Source organism: Actinosynnema pretiosum (assembly GCF_024171695.1).
Classification (GTDB): domain Bacteria; phylum Actinomycetota; class Actinomycetes; order Mycobacteriales; family Pseudonocardiaceae; genus Actinosynnema; species Actinosynnema pretiosum.
Map to the genome: position 1 here is coordinate 146,714 of NZ_JAMTCF010000003.1, position 21,218 is coordinate 167,931.

The window sequence follows — 21,218 nt, forward strand, 5'->3', positions numbered from 1 at the left end:
GCTCAGCGGTCGACCATGCTGACGAAGTCGCGCTCGTGCCGCTCGGCCTGCCTGCGGCTGAGCAGCCCGACCAGGTAGAACAGCGGGAACGGCACCAGCCCGAGCAGCAGCCACGGCAGGCGCACCCCGAACAGCTGCGCGTCGGACAGGTCGAACAGGTAGAACACCAGCGGCAGCAGCGCGATGGCCAGCAGCGTCCCGCCGCCGAGCAGGAACGCGGTGCGCAGCTGCTGCCGGATCAGGTCGCGGACCAGCTTCTCGCCGACGCTGGTCTGCTCCTCCAGCTCGATGATCGTGCGCAGCACCCGGCCCCTGCCCTTGGGGTCGGCCAGCACGACGCGCCTGCGCCGGGGCTTGCGGCCCGGTTGCGCGGGCGCGGGCTGCTCGCCGGGCGCGGGCTGCTCCGCGGCCGGTCCGGACTGCTCGGTCATCCCCAGCTGCTCTTCGGCGGGCGCACGATCCGCTCCTTCAGGTCCCTGGTGTGCCTGCGGCTCACCGGCAGCTCCTTCGCCCCCTCACCGCTGCCGATGACCACCGCGTAGCCGTTGGACGTCATCCGCAGCTCGGTCACCAGCGGCAGCGCGACCAGGAAGGAGCGGTGGATGCGCACGAACCCCGCGTTCTCCCAGCGCTCCTCCAGCTGGGCCAGCGGGATGCGCACGAGGTGGCTCTGGCCGTCGTTGGTGTGCAGCCGAGCGTAGTCGCCCTGGGCCTCGACGTAGCGGACGCTGGCCCTCGGCACGAGCTTGATCGTTCCACCCAGCTCGACCGGGATGACCTCGTCGTCCTGGGCGTCGGCGGCGGTCGGCTCCGGCGACGCGGCGGCGGCCGACACCGAGTTGACCCGGTCGACCACGCGCGCGATGGCCTTGTTGACCCGGTCGCTGTTGATCGGCTTGGTCACGAAGTCGACCGCGCCGACGTCGAACGCCACCACGGCCTCGGAGTGCTCGACGCCGGTGACGAACACCAGCGCGGGCGGCGCGCGGAAGGCGCCGAGCACGCGGGCCAGGTCGGTGCCGCTCAGACCGGGCATGTTGATGTCGGCGAACACCGCGTCCACCGGGGGCTGGCCCGCCTCCTGGCGCTCCATCACCTCGGCGTCGTAGTCGCCCCTGAGGATGCGCAGCGCCTCCGCCGCGTCGAACGCGGTCAGCACGCGGCGGATGTGCGGGCTGCTCTCCAGCAGGAACTTGATCTCGTCCAGGCCTGGCGCCTCGTCGTCCACCGCCAGGACGAGGAGGCCGGAGCTCATTGGCGTACTCACTGTGCCGCGCATCTTGCCGATCAGGGTGGGGTCGTGTCCACGCCGGGGGCCGCGCGCCGGGGCCGCGTCACGCCGACGAGGGGCTCACAAGCCGAATCGGGACCAGCGCGCGCGCTCCTCCAGGGTCGCCAGCGCCTGCGACACGAAGTCACCCGATCGTGTGGACGCCGCGTTGCCGATGCCGAGCCTGCTCAGCAGGTTCCTGCGGGGCTCCGCGACGGCGATCTCGGCGTCGGGGTAGCGCTTGCCGATGACGCCGCGCAGCGTGCCGAGCCCGTCGACCAGCCCGAGCTCGAGCGCCTTGGCCCCGGTCCAGACCTCGCCGGTGAACAGGTCGGGCGCGTCGGCGGCCAGCTTGCGCCCCCGGCGCTCGGTGACCCACGCCTTGAACTGCGCGTGCAGCTCGGACTGGAGGCCTTCCAGCCAGGCCACGTCCTCCGGCTTCTCGGGCTGGAACGGGTCGAGCCGCACCTTGTTCCCACCGGCGGTGTGCACCCGGCGCTCGACGCCGAAGCGCTCCATCAGGCCGGTGAGCCCGAAGCCGGAGCTGACCACGCCGATGGAGCCGACCAGCGAGGTGGGGTGGGCGTGGATCTCGTCGGCGGCGCAGGCCAGCCAGTAGCCGCCGGAGGCCGCGACGTCCTCGCAGAACGCCAGCACGGGCACGCGGCGCTTCGCGGCCAGCTCGCGGATCCGGTCGGCGATCAGCGCGGACTGGGTCGGGGCGCCGCCGGGCGAGTTCACCAGCAGCGCCACGGCGACCAGGCGCTCGTGCTCGAAGGCGCGGGTCAGCGCGGAGTCGACGGACTGGGCGTTCAGGCTGCCCCGCGCGGCGACCGGGCCGGGGTTCGGGGTGATGACCCCGTGCAGCCGGACCGCGGCGACGACCGGGCTCCGGTCGACGCGGTCGCCGACGATCTTCGGGAGCCGCGAGGCGATCTTGTCGGTCACGCTCATGGTCCCGAGCCTACTGAGGTTCCGGCGCTAGCATCGGTTGGTGACGTTCAACCCGATCCGCTGGCTGGAGCGCTACGTCGAGTGGTGGGACGAGCGGGGCCGGAAGAACGCCGACGGCCCCAGCGCGATGCACGTCTACTGGATGTGGATCACCTGGGCGGTCTGCGGGGTCATGCTGGTGACCGCGCTGGCCGTCGCCGCGCGCTAGCGCCTCACGCGCGCAGCACGGCCTGCTCGCCGGTCTCCTCCACGCGCGGGGGCACCAGGGTCAGGTTGGGGCGAACGCCCTGCCGGTACTTGGGGACCTTGAGGATGATCTTCATCCCGGCCTCCGGCGCGGTCTCCACGACCAGCGCGTAGTCGTCGCCGAACACCGCCCGCATCCGGTGGTTGATGTTCCCCAGCCCGACGTGCGCCCCGGTCTGGTGCGCGTCCTTCAGGTCCTCGAACAACCGCTCCGGGTCCATGCCGACCCCGTCGTCCTCGACGCTGATCAGCGCCTCGGCCCCGTTGTCCTCGGCGGTGATCGTGAGCATCCCGCCGCCGGGCTTCTTGGCCAGCCCGTGCCGGACCGCGTTCTCCACCAGCGGTTGCAGGCACAGGAAGGGCAGCACGACCTGGAGCACCTCGGGGGCGATCCGCAGCCGCACCTCCAGCCGCGCGCCGTACCGGGCCTGCTCGATGGTCAGGTACCGGTGGATGTTGGTCAGCTCGTCCGACAGCGTCGTGAAGAACCCGTCGGTGCGGAACGAGTAGCGGGTGAACTCGGCGAACTCCTGCAGCAGCTCCCGCGCGTACACCGGGTCGGTCCGGATCAGCGACGAGATGGTGTTGAGCGCGTTGTAGACGAAGTGCGGCGAGATCTGCGCCCGCAGCGCCCGGACCTCGGCCTGCGCCAGCGCCTGCCGGGACTTCTGCAGCACCTCCAGCTCCAGCTGCGTGGAGACGAACCGCGCGGTCTCCTCCGCCATCCGGATCTGCCGCTTGTTCGGCACCCCGCTGATCACGATCAGCGTGCCCGCGACCTCCGACTCGACGATCAGCGGCACGATCACGGCGCTGTGCATGGGGCACGGCCCGGACAGGTCGCAGTCGAGCTTGCGGTGCTCGACGTGCTCCTTGTGCACCTCGCCGATCGCCTGCTCGATGTGCCCGCGCATCAGCTGGTAGTGGTCGGCCGCGCCGCCGTCCCAGGACAGCACGCCGCCCACGTCGTCGGTGATGCCGACCGCGACGCAGCGCAGCATCTCCCGCAGGTGCGGGGTGGCCTTGTCCGCGGATTCCGCCGTCAGGCCCTCGCGCAGGTCGGCCGAGGCCTTCGACATGCGGTGCAGCATGTCCATCACGGCGTCCTCGACCGAGGTGCTCACCCTGCGCGCCCGGCAGAGCATCACGAACAGCCCCAGGACGGCCAGGGTGGCGATGACGCCGAGCACCGCCCGCTCGGTCAGGAGATCGCGCACGCCGTCCATGCTGTGGGCTCGGCGTGCTCCAGGCAAGGGGTCTCACCCCGATCTTCACGGGGCGGTCGCGCCCGCGCACCGGGAATTCCCGGTCCCGCCTGGGGTTTTCCGGTCGGCGGCCGGTCGGGCGGATCACCGGTTCCATTGGCGGCCAACACGTTCCGGGCGTGTCGTTGGTCGGGCGAACCGGCGCCGCCCTTGTCCGGCAGGGGTGATCCGGCGCGCGCGACCACCCGTCGGCGGGCCGCCGCGCCCGGTCAGTCGACCGGCTGCAGCGGGCCGTCGATGTCCGGGAGGGAGTACATCTCGATCTTCCGGGCGATGTTGCCGACCTCGTCGCGCACGTTCAGCACGCCGCGCACGTGGCCGGTCCAGCGCTCGGGCGGGAGGTCGTCGCCGGTCGCCTTGGACTCGGCGACCACCAGGTGCGGCCTGCGCAGCGCCCAGCGGACCGGGAAGAACAGGAACATGATCACCAGCGCCAGGCCGAGCCACGCCGGGACGACGACCTGCTCCGGGGTCCACGCCACGAGCAGCACGCCCATGGCGGCCACGATGGCGAGCATCAGCACGCCGGGCCCCTGACCACCGCTCACGTCGTGCTCGAAGTCGGCGTCGGCGGCGGGGTTGCGCCACTCGACCTGACTGCGAACCGTCCACATCCGGCCGTCCGCACCGCGCACCAGCCGCGTCATCAACCGTCTCCTCAGACGTCGAGCGATCACTCAGCGTGCTTCAACGGTACCCCTAGGGACGTGAGCCACTGGGGTGAACCCTGCGCCCGATCCCGGTGGCGCGCTGTGATCGCCCGCGGCCGTTCAGCCCACCGGGTAGGCCGTCCGGGGGTGCAGGGTGATCGTGGTCGGCGTGACCCCCTGCTCCGGGCTCTGGAGCACCGACGGGCCGGGCTCCGGTTCGGGCTCCTGACCGGTGGTGGTCGTGGTCGGCGGCTCGGGGTCCTCCTTGCCCGGCTGCTCCGGGTCGTCCGGCGTGCTCAGGGCGGTGGTGCCGGGCTCCTCCAGCGCGCCGGGGTCGGAGCTGGTGGTCGTCGGCGGCTCGGCCTGACCGGAGCCCGGTTCGCGGGACGCGGGCTCGCCTGACGAGCGCCCACCGGACGGTGGCGCGCCGGTCGAGGGCCCCGAGGTCGCGGGCGCGCCGCTCGGCGGCCCGACCCGGTCACCACCGGTGAGCGCCCCCTGCTTCCCGCCCGCCCGCCGGTCCACGACCGCGGGCCGCGCGGAGCCCTCCCCGGTCGGCGGGACGCTGGTGGCCGTCCCGGTCAGCGTCACGCTCGGCAGCGGCGTCAGCGCGTCGCCCACCGTGGTGCGCAGCGCGTGCGGCCCCGGCTGCACCAGCGCGGGCCCCGGTCCGCCGTCGAGCGCGCCCGCCACCACGCCGAACACCCCGACCGCCGCCACCGAGGCGGCGGTCAGCGCCAGCTTCACCTTGCCCGCCACGGGCGCGGCGAGCTGCGGCGCGAACGCCAGCGACAGCAGCGCGGGCGCGGCGAGCAGGCCCGCGTGGGCGCGCAGCGTCGAGCAGACCTCGGCCAGCTCGGCGTGCAGCGCGTTGCAGGACGAGCAGGTCCGCAGGTGCTTGCGGATGCGCGCCTGCTCGGCGCCCTGCACCCCGCCCGCCGTGTAGGAGCCCAGCTTGACCACGACCGAGTGGCACGCGCGCGGCCCCCGGTCGTCGGCCAGGTGCGCCTGGAGGTAGGCGGCCCGCAGCCCCTCGCGGGCGCGCCTGGCCAGCGCCGCCATCGCGTTGGGGCTGAGCCCGAACGCGGGCGCCACGGCGGACGGCCGCACCCCCTCCACCTCGACCTGCCACAGCACGCTGCGCCACCGCTCCGGCAGGCTGGTGAACGCCCGCGAGATCAGGGTGTGCTCGGCCCGCCCTGCGGTGGCGTCGGGGAACGGCTCGACCCGCCTGCTCAGCTCCTCGTCCTCGACCGGCACGTCGCGCCTGCGACCGCTCCACTCCCAGGCGACCCGGCGCGCGGTGGTCAGCAGGTAGGTGCGCACGTGCTCGGTGGGCCCGCTGCCCCGGCGGATGGCCTGGAGCACCCGGAAGAAGGCCTCGGCGGCGAGGTCGTCGGCCTCGGCGTGCTCGCGGACGTGGCGGAGGGCGAATCTCCGGACGGCGTCCGCGTGCCGGGTGTACAGCTCGCCGAACGCGGCGTCGTCCCCGGCGCGGACCCTCGCGAGCAGTTCCCGGTCGACATCGGCTTCGTCGGCCATCCCGCCCGGCACCTCCAGCCCGAGTCGCGCCCCGATCGCCAAGATGCCACAGCGGGGTGGGGCGACCCCGAAGCCGCGTCGGCCCGACCCCGAAGACCGACCGACCGTCGTGGGCCGTTCGGCGCAACCGATGCGCCTGTTCCGGTGCAGTGCGCACGGTGACGACCCGGTCACGGCTCGGGGTGTCGGCGGGAGACAGGGCCCCCACGGGGCACTTCAGAGCGGTAGCGTCCGCCCCGTGGCCGACTGGAGAACGAGAGCCGCGTCACTCCTCCCGGAGCTGACCGCGGTGGTCGAGCGCGAGTCGTGGTCCTGCCACGTGTTCCTCACCGAGCTGTGGCAGCTGGCGCTCGACGGGCACCGCGAGGACGACCGCGACCTGCTGACCAGGGTCTACGGGTTCGCCCACTGGTGCTTCCGCCAGGAGCACTTCCTGGCGAACGCCGCGGTGGTCAGCTTCTACGAGCACGTGTTCGACGAGTGGGAGCTGCGGGACGCGGTCGCGCCGTGGCTGCCGACCGAGGTCGTCGACAAGGTCCGCCCGCTGTGGGAGTGGCGGTGGTCGAAGGAGAGGTTGTCCGAGGTAGACCGGCTGCTGAGCGGTTCGGGGACCCCCGGTGAACGGGCGGTTTGACCCGTGGTCTAGAGTTCTCCCTGTCAGACAGCAAGTGGTCAGGCGGATGTAGCGCAGTTGGTAGCGCATCACCTTGCCAAGGTGAGGGTCGCGAGTTCGAGTCTCGTCATCCGCTCTCCGGAAGTGGCCGGTACCCAGTCGGGTACCGGCCACTTCCGCGTTTCCGGGGTCTGCCCGCTTCCCCGCGCCCCCCACCCCTCGCCGACTTCCCGCGCGTGTCGGCCGCTCCGCACGCTGCGCTTCCCTCGCGGTAGGTGCTTAGCTGGTCACCGAAAGTTCCCACTCGACCACGGAGTTGCGCATGGCGACCGTTCGCAAGGCCACCACCCACTGGAAGGGCAGCCTGATGGAGGGTGACGGCACCGTCACCCTGGAGTCCTCCGGCATCGGCACCTACGACGTGAGCTGGCCGTCGCGGGCCGAGGAGGCCAACGGCAAGACCAGCCCGGAAGAGCTGATCGCCGCCGCCCACTCGTCGTGCTACTCGATGGCGCTGTCGCACGGCCTCGCCCAGGCGGGCACCCCGCCGCAGCAGGTGGACACCTCCGCCGAGGTGACGTTCAAGCCGGGCACGGGCATCACCGGCATCCACCTGACCGTCCAGGCGGTCGTCCCCGGCCTGGACGCGGACGGGTTCGCCGAGGCGGCCGAGAACGCGAAGAAGAACTGCCCGGTGAGCCAGGCGCTCGCGGGCGTCGAGATCACGCTGTCGGCGTCTCTCGCCTGATCGGATGAACCTGCACCCCCGTGTGGGCTTGCCCACACGGGGGTGGGGTGACCGTTCGGGTTACCCGCACCCATTTGGCAAGATCGCGCACGTGACGTTCAGCCATGAGTCTGACCAGTCCAAGCCGAACTACGACCAGCCGACGATCCGCATCGCGCCGGTCGCCCCGATCATCCCGGCCGTTCCGGCCGCCGGGCCGGGGACCGTCCCCCCGGCTCAGCGCCAGCAAGCCCAACCGGTCGCCCGGAAGAGCAAGCTGCGCCGGATCGCCCGCAGGATCGTCGGGCCGACCATCCTGACCAAGAAGTAGCGACCGGCCGGGAAGACCAGGCCGGGTCCACGCGCAGGAACCACCCGGCCGGGTGACGCGACCGCGGAACCGGCTCAGGCCACCGCGGTGGGACAGCCCTTCCCGGAAAACGCTCGCGGCAGCCGTGCGGGCACGGGCCACCGCCACCCGCTCCACCTCCACCGCAGGTGGCGCCGGGTCTGCGACCGCAGGCGCGGAAGATCGAGGGCCGCTGCCGTCCGCAACCACCCGACAACACGGTGTGGCGACCTGAACGGGTGTACGCACCCCCCTGCGCCACCCGGTAAGTTTCCCTGGTTCCTCAAGACCTCCGAGCGGAGGAAGCGCCGTCGCCGGGCGGTCGACCACCGCGCGCCCACCTGCCCCACGTGCGCCAGTGGCGTGTTTCACGTGAAACGCCAGGGCTGAGCCGGTAGCGCGCCCCCGCAGCGATGCGGGCCGTCGAGCGATCCCGGTGGGGTTGCTCACCCCTTGGGCACAGCTCTCCTCGAAAGTGAGTCCCACGCACGGTGCACCTGGTAACGATCCGGACTTGCCGGCTGCGTCGCCAGGCTTGGTGCGTTCTCATACCACCGGAAAGTGGCTCCCTCGTTCGAGGATCGTGTGATTTGACTGAGCAACAGAACCAAAGGTCTGCGGAAGTCGTCACACCGGTCCGGGACGACCGCGGCGAACTCCTGCCCCTGCGGCAGGCTCGCGCTTCCCGTCGGCGATTGCGGAGGCGTACGCGGCGGGCGCAGCCGCGTGCGTCACAATGACTCTGCCCGAGCAGCACTGGAAAGGCCCAACGATGTCCTGGCAAGACGACCTTCAGCAGTTGGACACCGCCCTGGCCGAAGGACGGATCACGGCCGACGACTACCGCAAGCGCAGGGACGAACTGCTGGCAGGCGCGGCGTCGAACCCCCAGCCCTCTCAGCCCCCCCAGCAGCCCGCACAGCCGTCTGACCCGTTCGGGCAGCCCTTCCACTGGGGGCAGCAGCAACAGCAGCCCCCGCAGAACCCCGACGCCACCCAGGTCGTCCTCGGGCAGAACCAGGGCGGGAACCCGAACCCGGACGCCACCCAGGTCGTCAAGAACAACGGCGGCAACGCCTCCGAGCGCACCCAGGTCGTGCGTCCGGTCACCCCTCCGCACGGCCAGCCCCAGATGGGCGGCTGGACCGGCGGCCCCGGCCCGCAGCAGCCGCAGCAGGGCGGCGGCAACCCGCCGTGGACCGGCGGCATGTACTCCCAGGAGCAGGCCCCCTCGTGGATCGCCCAGGGGCCCGAGGTCTTCGAGGACTCGTCCTCCGGCGGCAGCAAGCGCGTGCTCATGATCGTGGGCGGCGTCGTGCTGCTCGCGGCCATCGGCTTCGGCGTCTGGTTCTTCCTGAACAACAGCGGTGACGGCGGTGGGAACAACCAGGCGGGCGGCGACAGCAGCAGTTCGTCCACCCCGACCACCACCACCCCGCCGAAGTCTCCGGACGAGCAGTTCCTCGACGAGATCCCGCAGCTGCTGGTGCGCAAGGACGCCGAGAGCGGCGTGCTGACCCCGACCGAGATCGGCGCCAAGAAGGTGCTGACCGAGCCGGAGGTCGCCCTGCTCACCGAGGCGAAGGTCGAGAAGGTCGGCTGGCGCAGCGCGGGCAAGACCCCCGCGTTCGACAACAAGGGCTCCGAGCTGCACCAGGCGCTGGTCATCAAGGCCGCCGACGAGGAGACCGCGAGCGGGCTGGTCGAGCAGTTCCTGGCCAACCAGCGCTCGAACGGCTTCATCAACATCAAGGAGCCGCTGCCCGGCATGCCCGCGTCGGTCTCCTTCGACAAGCGGGTCGTCGCGGACGCCGCCGTCTACCGGGGCATCTACACCTCGGGCAGCAACGTGGTCCTGGTGGAGGTCACGCAGACGCCGCTGGTGGAGGAGGCCGCGCTGAGCGGCAGCTACCAGAACCAGCTGAAGGCGCTGCTGGAGAAGTTCCCCGCGGTGCAGTGACGACGCCTCTGAGGGACCTCGACCTCCCGGAGCGCTCCGGGTGCCTGCTCCTCGGCGACGACACCGGGGTGGCCTACCTCGACGGCGCCGAGGAGCTGGTGCACGCGATCGTGAGCCAGGCGGGCGACCTCGGTTCGCTCAGCGACGAGCTGCACCACGCCGGCCGCACCTGGGCCGAGCAGTACCACATGGACCGGGGCAGGGCGAACGTGCTGCGCGCGCTCGCCCTGCCGCCCGAGGCCTCGGTGCTGGAGATCGGCGCGGGGTGCGGGGCCATCACCCGCTACCTCGGCGAGGTCGTGGCAGCGGTGGACGCGGTCGAACCGGTGGAGGCCAGGGCGCGGGTCGCGGCGCAGCGGGTGCGCGACCTGCCCTCGGCCCGCGTGTTCGTCGGCGGGTTGGAGGACGTGCCCGAGGAACCCGCCTACGACCTGGCGCTCTCGATCGGGGTGCTGGAGTACGTGGGTTCGGGCAGCCGGGACGACGGGCCGTACCTGGACTTCCTGACCGCGCTGCGCCGCAGGCTGCGCCCCGGCGGCGCGCTGGTGCTGGCGATCGAGAACCAGCTCGGCGTGAAGTACCTGGCGGGCGCGCCGGAGGACCACAGCGGGCGACCGTGGGACGGTCCCGAGGGGTACCCGCACGGCTCACCCGCGCGCACGTTCGCCCGCAAGCCGCTGGAGGCGCTGCTGCGCGCGGCGGGCTTCGAGGTGGCGCGCACCCTCGGCTGCTTCCCCGACTACAAGATCACGAGGGTGGTGCTGGCCGACGAGCTGGTCGACCGGCACCCCGGCCTGGTGACCGCCCTCCCGTCCTTCCCTAGCCCTGACTGGGGCTCCTCCGTCGAGCGGGTCGCCGACGAGGCCAGGATGTGGGAGCAGCTCGTCAACGCGGGCCTGGCGGGGGAGGCGGTCAACAGCTTCCTCGTGATCGCAACCAACGGGGAGCCGGGGGTCACCCCCTGGCCGACGGGCAGGCTCGCCTCCTACTTCAGCACCGACCGGGCCGCCCGCTGGTGCACGGCCGCCGAAGTGCTCCCGGACCGGATCAGCAAGTCCCCCATGCTCCCGCAGGGCGGCGACCCGGTCTCGGTGCGCGGTTACGACGAGCAGGTGCACCGGGGCGCGCCGCTGCTGTCGCTGCTGTCCGACGAGCCGTGGCGGGTCGAGGAGCTGCTGGTGCTGTGGCGCGACCTTCTGGCGGCGCGGGCGGCCGACCTGGGCCCGGCGATCTGGGACCTGGTGCCGCACAATGTCGTGGTGACCGAGGAGGGTCCTCGAGCGATCGACCTGGAGTGGCAGGTCGAGGGCGCGGACCCGATCGCGGTCGAGCAGCGGGGCTTGCTGCTGACCGCCGACCACCTGGCCAGGACCGGGTGGTCCGGCGCGGGTGAGCGCACCTCGGTGCGGGATCTGGCGAGCTGGCTGGGCGTGCTGCTGGGGTACGCCCCGACGTACGTGGACGAGGCCGCCGAGCGCGAGGCGCGGTTCCAGGCCGCGCGGATCTGCGGCGGTTCGACGGGGGCCGGACTGCGCCGCGAGCAGGACTACTTGAGGGCCGCGTGGCACACGCGGCTGACCGAACTCGTGGCTGGATGAGGGGGAAGCCCGTGAGGGCTGGCACGCGGAAGGGCCTGCGGTGACCGCTTTCATCGAGTTGCCGACCGAACCCGTCGGGCACCGGTTCGAGCTGCGCGGCTGGGCCGTCGACGCCGGGGCTCCGGCGGAAGTGGTCGTGACGATCGCGAACCAGCGTGCCGAGGTCCGGGTGCTGGACGCGGCCCAAGGCGTGCCCAGGGGAGGTTTCGGCTGGGTCGCGCAACCCGTGAACGCGGTGCCGTGCGGTGTGCACCCGGTGCGGGTGCGCGGCTCGGGTGGCGTGCTGCTGACCGAGGGCGTCGTGGTGGTCGCGGGGACCGAGGACGCTCCGCTGTTCCTCGGCGAGGTCGACCACCCGTCCCCGGAGATGAAGCTCGTCGGCGACCTCGTGCTGGTGTCCGGTTGGGCGCTGCTGGGCGGTCGCGCGCCCGCCCGCGTCGAGGTGTCCGTGGAGGGCGGCGGGACGGTGCCCGCGCGGACCCGGCTGCCGAGGCCGGACGTGGCCGCGGCGCTGCCCGACTTCACCGACGCGGGTGTGAGCGGCTTCGAGGCGCGGATCCCGATCGCGGTGGAGCCGGGTGGGAAGCGCCGCGTCTCGGTGCGGGTCCGGGTCAGCGCGCACGGCGCGGGCGAGTGGACGACGCCGGTCCGCTACGCGGTGGTGAGCAACCCCGAGGGCGAGGAGGCGGACGAGGAGCTGGCCGTCGCGCTGCCCGCGCAGACCGCGCGGCTGCTGGAGGCGGTCACCCCGAGAACCGATCCGAAGCACGTGCTGGTGCTGACGCACAGCCTGGGGATCGGCGGCGGGCAGTTGTGGCTCCAGGAGCTGCTGACCGGGCTGGTGAAGAAGCACGACTGGTCGGCGACCGTGGTCACCCAGGTCGACGGGCCGCTCCGCGAGGACTGCGCCGACCTCGGCATCCCGGTGCACCTGACCTCGTACTACCGGACCGGGGACATCGCCTCCTACGAGGGCCACGTCGCCGAGCTGGCGCTGCTGGCCCGCGCGTCGGGCGCAGGCGTGGCGCTGGTGAACACGCTGGGCGCGTTCGGTCCCGCCGACGCGACGACCCGAGCGGGCCTGCCCACGGCGTGGGTGGTGCACGAGAGCTTCGACCTGGCCGACTTCTCCTTCCTCAACTGGGGGCCCGCTGGTCTGTCCCCCTCGGTGAAGCGGCGCTGGGAGCACAGCCTCGGCGCGGTGGACCGGCTGCTGTTCGTGGCCGACGCGACGAAGTCGATGTTCGCCCCCTACTCGCGGCCGGACCGCTGCCGCACGATCCGCTACGGCACGCCGATGATCAGGTTCGGCGGCAAGGTGAGCGAGCGCAGGCGCCGCGAGGCCCGCGAGCGGTTGGGCGTGCCCGACGACGCCGTGCTGCTGCTCAACGTCGGCGTGGTCGAGCCGCGCAAGGGCCAGGCCGGGCTGATCGCCGCTGTGGAGCGGGTCCTGCCGAGGTTCCCGGAGCTGGTGCTCGCGGTGATCGGCCAGCACCCCACGCCGTTCGGCCTGGCGCTGGACGAGCTGGTGGAGCGCAGCGGCCTGTCGGACAACGTGCGGCTGGTGCCGATCCAGCGGGACCCGACGCCGTGGTTCCACGCGGCGGACCTGTTCGTCAACAGCTCGGACGTCGAGTCGCTGCCCCGCTCCATCCTGGAAGCGGTGTGCTGCGGGCTCCCCGTGCTGGCCAGCGACGTGTTCGGGGCTCGAGAGATGATCTCCGACCCCTCGACCGGGTGGTTGTTCGAGCCGAACGACGTGGACGCGCTTACCGTGGCACTGCTCCGCGCGCTGGAGACCCCCTCGGAGGAGCGCGCCGAGATGGCCGCTCGGGCGTTCGAGGGCCTGCACGGCTGGCTCGACCCGATCGGCTACGCCGACGAGTACTCCGCGATGCTCACCGAACTCGCACACCGAGGGGACGACGCATGACCACCGACGAGGACCTCAGCGACCTGCCGGGGCCGCTGCGGGCTGAGCTGACCAGGCTCCGCGCCGAGCGGGTGGTCTTCGTGGCCGAGCGGGAGAAGCTGCTGGCGAACCTGCGGGAGACCGACGGCGAGGTGCGGGCGCTGATCGCCGACCGGGACCGGCTCGCGAACGAGGTGGCCAACCAGCCGCAGCGGGCTCGGGAGTCCCAGGAGCAGGAAGAGCTGGTCGACGCGCTGCGCAGGGACGTGGCGGACGTGGAGCGCGAGCGCGACTCGCTGCGCCAGGCGCTGGCGGACACCAGGGCCGAGCGGGACCGGCTGCGGTTGCGGCTGCTGGACGCCGAGCTGGCGCTGGAGGGCGACGAGCGCGGTCCGGCGCAGGCCGTCCCCGTGGCGCCTGCTGGTTCGGCCGACCGGATCGCGGTCGCGGAGGCCCGCGCGGCGCACCTGGCGCGCGAGCTGGCGGCGACCCGCTCCACGGTGAGCTGGCGGGTGACCGCTCCCCTGCGCGCCGTGCGGAAGAAGACCCGCTGACGTGAGCGCACCTGACCTCTGCCTCGTGTCCGCCGAGGGCGGCTCGGTGTTCATGGAGGAGATCTTCGAGGTCGTCGCCGACGCCGTCCGGCGGGTCGGCGGACAGGCGAGGACGGCCGTCGGCAGGTTCCCCGAGGCTGGACCGGACACGGTCTACGTCGTGGTGCCGCACGAGTACTTCTACGTCGCACCGGTCGCCGACCGGCCCACCGAGGAGCAGCGCGCGCGGACGATCGCGTTCTGCGTCGAGCACCCCGGCACCATGACGTTCGACCGCACGGCCGCGCTCGTGCCGTCGCTGGCGGCCGCGGTGGACATCAACCTGGACTCGACCGACGAGCTGCGCAGGCGCGGGGCTTCGGTCGAGCACTTCCAGCTGGGCTACACCCCGCTGTGGGACCGGTGGGGAGGCGATCCCGAGCACCGCCGCCGGGTGGACGTGACCTACCTGGGCACGGCGGAGCAGCGCCGGTCGGTGCTGCTGGACTCCTACTCGGAGGACCTGGACGACCTGCGCGTGCGGTTGTTGACCCCGCCGCACGAGCCGATGGGCCCGGAGCGGGTCGACTTCCTGCCCGGTGACCTGAAGCACCGGCACCTGGCCGACTCCAGGGTGCTGCTGAACCTGCACCGGAGCCGGTCGAGGGCGCTGGAGTGGGTGCGGGTGCTGGAAGCGCTGATCAACGGCTGCGTCGTGGTGACCGAGCCGTCGACCGACGTCGAACCGCTGGTGCCGGGCAGGCACCTGCTGGTGGGCAGGTCCAAGTCGCTGGGGTCGATGGCCGCCGCGCTGGTGAGCTCCCCCGAGCGGGAGCTGGAGCTGCGGATGGCGGGCTACGAGTTCGTCACCACGGGGCTCGACCTGCTCGGCTCGGCCAAGACGCTGGTCGACCTCGCCTCCGACGTGCTGGCGGCGGGAGGCGTGGTGGCCCCCCTGCCCGCGCTGCCCGCGCCGCAGTCGGCGTCGGCGGAGAAGCCGCTGGCGGTGGACACCCCGTCGTGGGACGCGCGCTTCGCGGGCGCACGCTCACTGGGCGGTGAGCCGGACCGCACGACGGTGCTGGCGGCGTCGCTGGCCGCGGAGCGCACGGCGTTCGCCCAGCGCGGCTCGGGCAGGCACTGGCACGGGCGCAGGCGGGCGGAGCCGGGTTCGGGCGTGGACGTGCTGCTGGTGCAGCAGCCGGGCGAGCCCGACGTCGACCGGCTGGTGCTCGACCTGCTGGCGGGCCCGGTGCGACCGGAGCGGGTGCTGCTGTGCGTGGACGGCGCCGTGCCGTCGACGTCGACGCAGGCCACCGCGGTGCTGGAGCACGAGGCGGTGCTGGGCCGGGGAGTGGCGCGCAATGGTCTGCTGGAGCGCTCGTCGGCGGAGCGGGTGCTGGTGCTGGACGCGGGCTTCCGCGCCTCGCCGCACCTGCTGGAGCGGATGCTGGCGGTGAAGGCGGACGTGGTGCACTGCCCGGTCGGCGACCCGGTGGAGGGCCTGGTGGGGGCGCTTCCCCCGGAGGAGCGAAGGTTGGGCCACCTGCCCTACCTGGGGTCCGGCTACCTGGTGCGCCGCTCGCTGCTGGACGAGCTGGGTGGCTGGTCCGCCGACCCGTGGCTGGCGGGCTTGGAGGACCACGTGTTCTGGCGGCGCGCGCTGTACCGGAACGCCACGACGGCACTGGTCCAGCAGGTGCTGCTGCGCCGTGAGCACCCCGATCCGGAGACCAGGCCGCTGGACCTGGACCCCCGGCGGGCGTGGCAGCGGGCGCTGGACGCCTGATCGAGCGCCGAACCCCACCGGATCGAGAGCGCGGGAGCCTCGCTCCGGGCGCGCTGGGCGCGCCCGGAGGAGCTCACCGTCGCGGTTTCTTGGCCAGCTCCGCGACCAGTTCGTCGATGGCGTCGTCGTTCAGGATCGGGTTGGTCCCCGAGACGAGCCCCCGCTCCACCGCCTCCAGGACCACCACGTCCTGGTCGGCGAGCCTGCGCCCCAGCTCGGCCACGTCGTCGTTGAACAACTCGCTGTGGATCATCGTGATGTCCGCGAACCCGCCGACGAAGTAGCTGGCCATCGTGAAGCTGAACGAGTCCCCGATCAGCCCGACCTTCGCCTTCACGGTGCCCTTCGTCGGCGCCTGGGTGTAGTGCCTGGGCTGCTTGAAGTCGTCGGTGACCGCTTTGCTGCGCACGTTCTCCCCGTCAGGCGCGAGCTTGTACGCCTTGACCTTGCTGTGCTGGGTGCGCCCGACGAGCTTGGGCAGGTCCCCGACCAGCTCCCCGTCCTTCTCCGCGCTGAACTTCCAGCTGGCGGTCGCACCGGGCTGGATCGCGTCGGCCAGGGCGCGGACCATGACCAGCCCGCCGTCGTGGGTCCAGTGGGTGTCGTTCTTGAAGTAGACCGGTCCACCGGCCTTCGCCGCCGCGGCCTCCAACCCCGGTCGCAGGTCGATGGCCCCCGTGGTGGGGAGCGCGGCCCAGAACTGCTCGACCATGTTCGCGTAGCACTTGGACCCGAGGAAGCTGTCGGGCAGCTGCTCGGGGACCGCCGTGGTCTTGTTCGGCGCCACCGTCAGGACGAACTTCCGCCCGGTGGACTCGACGCCTTGGCGGAGCTTGTTCAGCTGGCCCATGACGTGCTCGGTGGTCTTGTCCGTGGCGCAGGCGGCCTGGATGTCGTACCCCAGGTACAGCCAGTCGTCCCTGCCCTCGACCACGAGCGGGAAGCCACTGGTCCTGGGGATCTCGACGCCGTCGAGCGACTCGTCCTCCGGCTTGGTGGCGCCGCCCTCGATCGGGCCGCCCTCGTGCCGCTGGCCGAACGGGTAGGGCTCCTGGAACACCCCTCGGCTGATGGAGTCGGCCAGCGTGACGGCGTGGTCGCGCAGCGGCAGGTGGTCGGTCGCCCACTTGCCCATGCCGGTGAAGAAGCCGAAGCCGTCCGACGGTGACGGGAAGGGGGTCAGCGGGCGGTTCTCGAACTCGGGCGGGCGCACGCCCACGACGGCCAGCAGCACCGGCACGAAGAAGAAGATGCCCAGGCAGGAGAGCGCGGTGCGCTGCCTGCCCGAGTGCCGGGGGCGGTAGAGGGCGTGGTCCCTCGGGAGCATCGACTCCGGCAGCGGCGGCAGCCCTGCGCGCTGGTCAGAGGTCACCCTTCCAGGGTAACGGTAGGGGTGGTCCCGCAGCGCGCTCTTGGCACTTCCGGGGGCCGGGGGGTTTGGTCGGGGCGGGCGGCGGCTACCTCCGGCACAAGTCGCACGTCCGGGCAGGGGTTCACCGGACCAGGTGACGGCACGGGAGGCCGATGTGGCGTCACGTGAGCCTCGTCACCGCTCCGGCGGCGGAATTGTGGACTCGAACCGCCGATGCGCTGCGGGCACTCCAAAAAGCGTCACCCGTTGTCATCTCAATCCCGCGACTTCTCCGACCTAGTCCTTACGGGGGATTGTCGGCTTGGCGTACGATCATTTCCGGGTCGCCGGCCCTGTTCATGCTGGGGAACCTCAGAACCAGAGGTAGGTGCGTCATGGATCTCGCACTGAGCAAGGTCGTCGAGCTGCGCGAAAGCGGGTTCCAGTTCCTCCACCTCCGGGACGAGGACGGACAACTCGACCGCATCATGGCGTTCAAGCAGCGCAGAGGCTTCATCGACTCGATCCTCTTCTGGTCGGAGACCGAGGCGCGCGCCGGTCGGCTGCCCGCCGTCCGGGAGAGCTCACGCGCAGCTCAGGCGGTCTGGATCTATGAAGGTCCGCTCGTCGAGGCGGTCGACCGGCTGCTCGACCTGCCCGAGCCGGGAACGCGCAACGCGCCCACCCTCATGAAGCGGACGGCGTCCGACCTCGCGGTCGTCACGACGCTGCCGTTCACCCTGAAGCTGCCCCCCGGCGCCATCGCGTAATCGCGCGACCAAAACGACCGGAACACCTCAATTACAGATCGTCACCGAATACCGGGTGAATATTCACCCCGTATAGACCGGAAGCGAAGTCGGTCCAGCCGGAAGAACAACAACCGGCCGACGATCCGCAAATGGTGATTACCCCGCCGCGACTCGTTGCGCGGAAGCGACGCGGAAGCCGCGGCCACCCGCATGACCAGCGGAGCCCCTCCGCAGAACTGCGGAGGGGCTCCGCGCCCCGGAGCCGGGCCCGTCACCCCCTGGAACGCCGATGAGCCCGCCAGTCCACCTGGCACGGCCCACGACCAGCGCATTCCCGCTCAGGCAGCCTCGTCACGCTGGGTGCCGCACCCACCCCGCGCCGCAGCGTCGCCGCTGATCACCGCCGGTCACCGCCCGCAGGCCCCGGCGGCTCCCGGAGCCCTCGGGGCAGCGCCCCAGCCCGTTGCGCCGGAACAACGCTCCCGAGGCCCCGCCGACCCGCTCGGCCGCCACCCGGAGCACTCCCCCGGCCCCGCTCGGGACCCGCCGTGACAGCCGCGTGGGCACCGGTGCCCCGGCCACCTCAGGGGCCGCCACACCCCTGGCCGCGCCCGATCGGGCGGTCCTGGTCACCGGTTCCGCTCCCCCTGCGCGACCGCGCAGGCGCACCCGACGCCGAGGCGCCGCCGCGCCCGCCTCCGACGCGCGGACCCGCGCTCGCCACGCGACCGCCCCACGAGCCGGTTCCACCCCCGCTCGTCCACCGCTCGGGCGTCGGCCGCGAGGACACCGCTCCCGTCACCCGCGCACCACCTCGCTCATCGTCGCCGGGCGAAAGGCCGGTAGTGGCGACCCGCGCCCGCGCACCCCGCCCCGCCCAGTCCCGACCCGACCCGACCCGGCCCGGCCCGGCCCAGCCCGGCCACCGTGGTGCCGGGCGGAAGGCGGTCATGACATTCCCTCCCCGCCCCGACCACCGTGACGCCGAGCGGAAGGCGGCCCGTCCGCGCGCACCCGCCACTCCCCGCGCGCCACGGGGACGCCGCTCCACGCCGGTTCCGCCACCCGGCAGGCCCACCGCAGGCCCGCCCCGTCCCTCCGCGCCTCCGCCCCGAGAGCCCGGAGCCCTCACCGCCGCTGATCCGCCCGGCGGCGCACCCCCTCACGCGGGCTACCCCCGCGTGGCGATCACGCCCCGGCTCCCCGCCCCGCCTCCTGCGGCAGACCCCGCCATCCCGCGCGGCGGGCCACCGCCACCCCTGTGGCGCATCGGGCCGGAGCGCTCGTCCGAACAGCGGTGTCCACCGTGCCGGGTGAACTAATCCACCCCGGAGGATTAGGGAGCTTGATCGGGGGTCTCCGGGTGCGGAACTTTCCGGCCCATGAACCTGAGGAAGACCGTCACGGGCGCCCTGCTGGGCCTCGGCAGCGCAGCCGCCATGCTCGGCCTCGGTGGTACCGCGATGGCCGCCGACACCATCGACATCACCACCACCGCCAACCCCGACATCGACGCCCACGCGCCGGACGCGGTGAAGATCGGCGAGCTCGTGGACCTCGACGTCAACGAGATCAGCGACCTCGACCTGACCGTGCTGGACGACGACAACGTCGACGCCGACGTGTTCGCCCACGACCTCCAGGCGCTGGTCAACAACGGCGACCTGCCCGCCGACGCGCTGGTCCACCTCCTGATCGAGGGCAACGAGTGACCAGCGCCCCCTGAAGCCGGAACGGCCCCGACCCCCTCCCCCTCGGGCCGGGGCCGTTCCTCCTGGCGGGTCCGCGCGGGTCCGCCCGGCTACCGCCCGACCGCGTACCCCTGCGCGCCGCGCGCGTTCGCCCCGGCCCTGAGCAGCCCGCTCCTCGGGTCCCGCGACACCGCCGACATCCGGCCCAGCGCCCACGGACCGGCGTCCACCACCGAGTGGCCGCGCTCGCGCAGCTCGTCCAGCCCGTGCGCCCGCGACTCCACGACCAGCTCGCCCGGCGTCCACGCCCTCGGGTAGAAGGAGCTGGGGAACGCGTTCGAGTGCCACATCGGCGAGTCGATGGCCTCCTGCAGGTTCATCCCGCCGACCGCGTGCGCCAGCCAGAACCCGAGCTGCCACTGGTCCTGCTGGTCGCCGCCGGGCGTGCCGAACGCCAGCACCGCCTCGCCGCCGCGCAGCGCCAGCGACGGGGACAGCGTGATCCTCGGCCGCTTGCCGGGCGCCAGCGAGTTCGGCAGCCCCTCGTCCAGCCAGAACATCTGCGCCCGGCTGCCGAGGCAGAACCCGAGCGACGGGATCGTGGGCGAGGACTGGAGCCAGCCGCCGGACGGCGTGGCCGAGACGATGTTGCCCCAGCGGTCGACCACGTCCACGTGCACGGTGTCGCCGCGCACCGCGCCGGTCCTGGACACCGTGGGCTCGCCGACCGCGCCGCCGAGCTCCTCGGCGAGGGAGGGCCCGCGCCGGATGTGCTGCGCCAGCACCGCCTCGACCCCGCCGGGCGTGCCGGGCCGCAGCTCCAGCGACGCCCGCTCGCCGACCAGCGCGCGCCGCTCGGCGGCGTACTCCCGCGACAGCAGCGCGTCCAGCGGCACGTCGCCGCTGTCGCCGTACCAGGCCTCGCGGTCCGCGAACGCCAGCTTCGCGCACTCCACCGCCAGGTGGACGGTCTCGGCCGTCGGCGCCCCGTCGACGTACTCCAGCCGGTCCTCGAAGCCCTCCAGCAGCCGCAGCTGCTGGAGCAGCGCCGGACCCTGCGACCAGGCGCCGATCTTCGCGACGGTCCAGTCGCCGAAGTCGGCGGTGACCGGCTCCTCGTAGCTGGCCTCCCAGTCCGCCATGTCCTGTCCGGTGAGCACGCCCGCGTGGTCGCGGCCGGAGTCGTCGCGGTGGGCGGTGCGGCAGAACTCCTCGACCTGGGCGGCCACGAAGCCCTGGGACCAGGCGCGGCGGGCGGCCTCGATCTGGGCCTCCCGGTCGGCGCCCGCGGCCTCACCGGCGGCCAGCAGCCACTCCCAGGTGTCGGCGAGCTTGGGGTTGCGGAACCGCTCGCCCGCGACGGGCGGCTTCTCGCCGGGCAGCCACAGGTCGGCGGAGGTGGTCCAGTGGTCGCGGAACAGGTCGGCGACGGCGGCGATGGTGACGGGCACGCGCGCGAGCAGCGGGAAGCCGTCGCGGGCGTAGCCGATGGCGTGGCCGAGCACCTCGCGCAGCGACTTGGTGCCGTGGTCGCGCAGGAGGGTGAGCCAGCCGTCCCACGCGCCGGGGACGGTGGCGGCGAGCAGGCCGCTGCCGGGGACCAGGTCGAGGCCGAGGTCGCGGTAGTGCGCCGCGGTGGCGGCGGCGGGGGCGGTGCCCTGGCCGCAGAGCACGCGCGGCGCGCCGCCCCTGACCGAGAAGAGGGCCGGGACCTCGCCGCCCGGTCCGTTGAGGTGCGGCTCGACGACCTGGAGGACGAAGCCCGCCGCGACGGCGGCGTCGAAGGCGTTGCCGCCGTCCTCCAGCACCGCCATGCCCGCCGAGGAGGCCAGCCAGTGGGTGGACGCGACCATGCCGTGGGTTCCCGCTAGTTCAGGGCGCGTGGTGAACACGCGGACAAACCTACGTGGACGGGGGCTGCTTCGTTGCCTTCGCTAAAGGAACGGATCGCGACCCCGAGGTTTCAGCCGGGGACCGTCCGACTGAAGTCGGACGCGGAGCGTGATCGAAGTAGTC

The 21,218-nt window shown here is 72.8% G+C and carries 19 protein-coding genes and 1 tRNA gene; 12 read left to right on the top strand and 8 right to left on the bottom strand.

From position 1 onward, the window contains the following. Window positions 1–2 precede the first annotated feature (2 nt). From LV78_RS07035 to LV78_RS07045, 3 genes are all read right to left on the bottom strand, one after another. Window positions 3–431, bottom strand: coding sequence for a hypothetical protein (locus LV78_RS07035; protein WP_253843918.1), 429 nt, complete (start codon window positions 429–431; stop codon window positions 3–5). Next, a complete protein-coding gene (locus tag LV78_RS07040) occupies window positions 428–1,255 on the bottom strand; it encodes a LytR/AlgR family response regulator transcription factor (protein ID WP_253843919.1) in 828 nt (275 codons plus the stop codon). Before LV78_RS07040 ends, LV78_RS07035 begins: the two co-directional genes overlap by 4 nt. 96 nt (window positions 1,256–1,351) lie before the next feature. Beyond that, window positions 1,352–2,224 carry a S49 family peptidase gene (locus LV78_RS07045; protein ID WP_253843920.1) on the bottom strand — a complete coding sequence of 291 codons (873 nt, stop codon included), beginning with the start codon at window positions 2,222–2,224 and terminating at the stop codon, window positions 1,352–1,354. 40 nt (window positions 2,225–2,264) lie between these two features. Between LV78_RS07045 and LV78_RS07050 the strand changes: the two genes are divergently transcribed. Then, window positions 2,265–2,432 carry a hypothetical protein gene (locus LV78_RS07050; protein ID WP_012782702.1) on the top strand — a complete coding sequence of 56 codons (168 nt, stop codon included), beginning with the start codon at window positions 2,265–2,267 and terminating at the stop codon, window positions 2,430–2,432. A 4-nt stretch (window positions 2,433–2,436) separates the two neighbouring features. On the opposite strand, the gene LV78_RS07055 is transcribed toward LV78_RS07050, so the two are convergent. The 3 genes from LV78_RS07055 to LV78_RS07065 all read right to left on the bottom strand — a co-directional run bounded on the left by LV78_RS07055 (window position 2,437) and on the right by LV78_RS07065 (window position 5,927). Then, window positions 2,437–3,696 carry a sensor histidine kinase gene (locus LV78_RS07055; RefSeq protein WP_253844307.1) on the bottom strand — a complete coding sequence of 420 codons (1,260 nt, stop codon included), beginning with the start codon at window positions 3,694–3,696 and terminating at the stop codon, window positions 2,437–2,439. A 248-nt stretch (window positions 3,697–3,944) separates the two neighbouring features. Then, entirely contained in the window at window positions 3,945–4,382 is a 438-nt protein-coding gene (locus tag LV78_RS07060) for a DUF983 domain-containing protein (RefSeq protein WP_253843921.1), read from the bottom strand. Between the two features lie 123 nt (window positions 4,383–4,505). Beyond that, the gene (locus LV78_RS07065) at window positions 4,506–5,927 is read right to left on the bottom strand and encodes a sigma-70 family RNA polymerase sigma factor (RefSeq protein WP_253843922.1); all 1,422 of its coding nucleotides are present in this window, start codon (window positions 5,925–5,927) and stop codon (window positions 4,506–4,508) included. Between the two features lie 238 nt (window positions 5,928–6,165). Between LV78_RS07065 and LV78_RS07070 the strand changes: the two genes are divergently transcribed. From LV78_RS07070 to LV78_RS07110, 9 genes are all read left to right on the top strand, one after another. Then, on the top strand, window positions 6,166–6,561 hold the full coding sequence (locus LV78_RS07070) for a DUF7674 family protein (protein WP_253843923.1): 396 nt from the start codon (window positions 6,166–6,168) through the stop codon (window positions 6,559–6,561). 42 nt (window positions 6,562–6,603) lie between these two features. After that, a tRNA-Gly gene (locus LV78_RS07075) sits at window positions 6,604–6,676 on the top strand. A 186-nt stretch (window positions 6,677–6,862) separates the two neighbouring features. Next, window positions 6,863–7,288 (top strand): OsmC family protein, encoded by a 426-nt coding sequence (locus tag LV78_RS07080; protein WP_253843924.1) that lies wholly within the window; start codon window positions 6,863–6,865, stop codon window positions 7,286–7,288. Window positions 7,289–7,379: 91 nt separating this feature from the next. Beyond that, window positions 7,380–7,598, top strand: coding sequence for a hypothetical protein (locus tag LV78_RS07085; protein WP_096490968.1), 219 nt, complete (start codon window positions 7,380–7,382; stop codon window positions 7,596–7,598). Window positions 7,599–8,388: 790 nt separating this feature from the next. Continuing rightward, entirely contained in the window at window positions 8,389–9,576 is a 1,188-nt protein-coding gene (locus LV78_RS07090) for a DUF1707 domain-containing protein (RefSeq protein WP_253843925.1), read from the top strand. Next, the gene (locus LV78_RS07095; protein ID WP_253843926.1) at window positions 9,573–11,174 is read left to right on the top strand and encodes an SAM-dependent methyltransferase; all 1,602 of its coding nucleotides are present in this window, start codon (window positions 9,573–9,575) and stop codon (window positions 11,172–11,174) included. Before LV78_RS07090 ends, LV78_RS07095 begins: the two co-directional genes overlap by 4 nt. Window positions 11,175–11,214: 40 nt before the next feature. Then, a complete protein-coding gene (locus tag LV78_RS07100) occupies window positions 11,215–13,107 on the top strand; it encodes a glycosyltransferase family 4 protein (protein WP_253843927.1) in 1,893 nt (630 codons plus the stop codon). Then, on the top strand, window positions 13,104–13,640 hold the full coding sequence (locus LV78_RS07105; RefSeq protein ID WP_253843928.1) for a hypothetical protein: 537 nt from the start codon (window positions 13,104–13,106) through the stop codon (window positions 13,638–13,640). The genes LV78_RS07100 and LV78_RS07105 overlap by 4 nt, the downstream gene beginning before the upstream one ends. Before the next feature lies 1 nt (window position 13,641). Beyond that, window positions 13,642–15,408, top strand: a complete 1,767-nt coding sequence (locus tag LV78_RS07110; RefSeq protein WP_253843929.1) for a glycosyltransferase family protein — start codon at window positions 13,642–13,644, stop codon at window positions 15,406–15,408. Window positions 15,409–15,481: 73 nt separating this feature from the next. On the opposite strand, the gene LV78_RS07115 is transcribed toward LV78_RS07110, so the two are convergent. Next, a complete protein-coding gene (locus tag LV78_RS07115) occupies window positions 15,482–16,780 on the bottom strand; it encodes an alginate O-acetyltransferase AlgX-related protein (RefSeq protein WP_253843930.1) in 1,299 nt (432 codons plus the stop codon). A gap of 374 nt (window positions 16,781–17,154) precedes the next feature. Here LV78_RS07115 and LV78_RS07120 point away from each other — a divergent pair, with 374 nt between their 5' ends. Together LV78_RS07120 and LV78_RS07125 are read left to right on the top strand one after the other, a co-directional pair. Beyond that, a complete protein-coding gene (locus LV78_RS07120; RefSeq protein ID WP_096490961.1) occupies window positions 17,155–17,529 on the top strand; it encodes a hypothetical protein in 375 nt (124 codons plus the stop codon). Between the two features lie 1,364 nt (window positions 17,530–18,893). After that, window positions 18,894–19,223, top strand: a complete 330-nt coding sequence (locus LV78_RS07125; protein WP_253843931.1) for a hypothetical protein — start codon at window positions 18,894–18,896, stop codon at window positions 19,221–19,223. Window positions 19,224–19,312: 89 nt separating this feature from the next. On the opposite strand, the gene LV78_RS07130 is transcribed toward LV78_RS07125, so the two are convergent. After that, window positions 19,313–21,094 (bottom strand): gamma-glutamyltransferase family protein, encoded by a 1,782-nt coding sequence (locus LV78_RS07130; protein WP_253843932.1) that lies wholly within the window; start codon window positions 21,092–21,094, stop codon window positions 19,313–19,315. Window positions 21,095–21,218 lie beyond the last annotated feature (124 nt).

Excerpts from the sequence above, each read along its gene's own strand:
- LV78_RS07035 (WP_253843918.1), bottom strand. The coding sequence starts at position 431 with ATGACCGAGCAGTCCGGACCGGCCGCGGAGCAGCCCGCGCCCGGCGAG.
- LV78_RS07040 (WP_253843919.1), bottom strand. The coding sequence starts at position 1,255 with ATGAGCTCCGGCCTCCTCGTCCTGGCGGTGGACGACGAGGCGCCAGGC.
- LV78_RS07045 (WP_253843920.1), bottom strand. The coding sequence starts at position 2,224 with ATGAGCGTGACCGACAAGATCGCCTCGCGGCTCCCGAAGATCGTCGGC.
- LV78_RS07055 (WP_253844307.1), bottom strand. The coding sequence starts at position 3,696 with ATGGACGGCGTGCGCGATCTCCTGACCGAGCGGGCGGTGCTCGGCGTC.
- LV78_RS07060 (WP_253843921.1), bottom strand. The coding sequence starts at position 4,382 with ATGACGCGGCTGGTGCGCGGTGCGGACGGCCGGATGTGGACGGTTCGC.
- LV78_RS07065 (WP_253843922.1), bottom strand. The coding sequence starts at position 5,927 with ATGGCCGACGAAGCCGATGTCGACCGGGAACTGCTCGCGAGGGTCCGC.
- LV78_RS07080 (WP_253843924.1), top strand. The coding sequence starts at position 6,863 with ATGGCGACCGTTCGCAAGGCCACCACCCACTGGAAGGGCAGCCTGATG.
- LV78_RS07090 (WP_253843925.1), top strand. The coding sequence starts at position 8,389 with ATGTCCTGGCAAGACGACCTTCAGCAGTTGGACACCGCCCTGGCCGAA.
- LV78_RS07105 (WP_253843928.1), top strand. The coding sequence starts at position 13,104 with ATGACCACCGACGAGGACCTCAGCGACCTGCCGGGGCCGCTGCGGGCT.
- LV78_RS07120 (WP_096490961.1), top strand. The coding sequence starts at position 17,155 with ATGGATCTCGCACTGAGCAAGGTCGTCGAGCTGCGCGAAAGCGGGTTC.
- LV78_RS07125 (WP_253843931.1), top strand. The coding sequence starts at position 18,894 with ATGAACCTGAGGAAGACCGTCACGGGCGCCCTGCTGGGCCTCGGCAGC.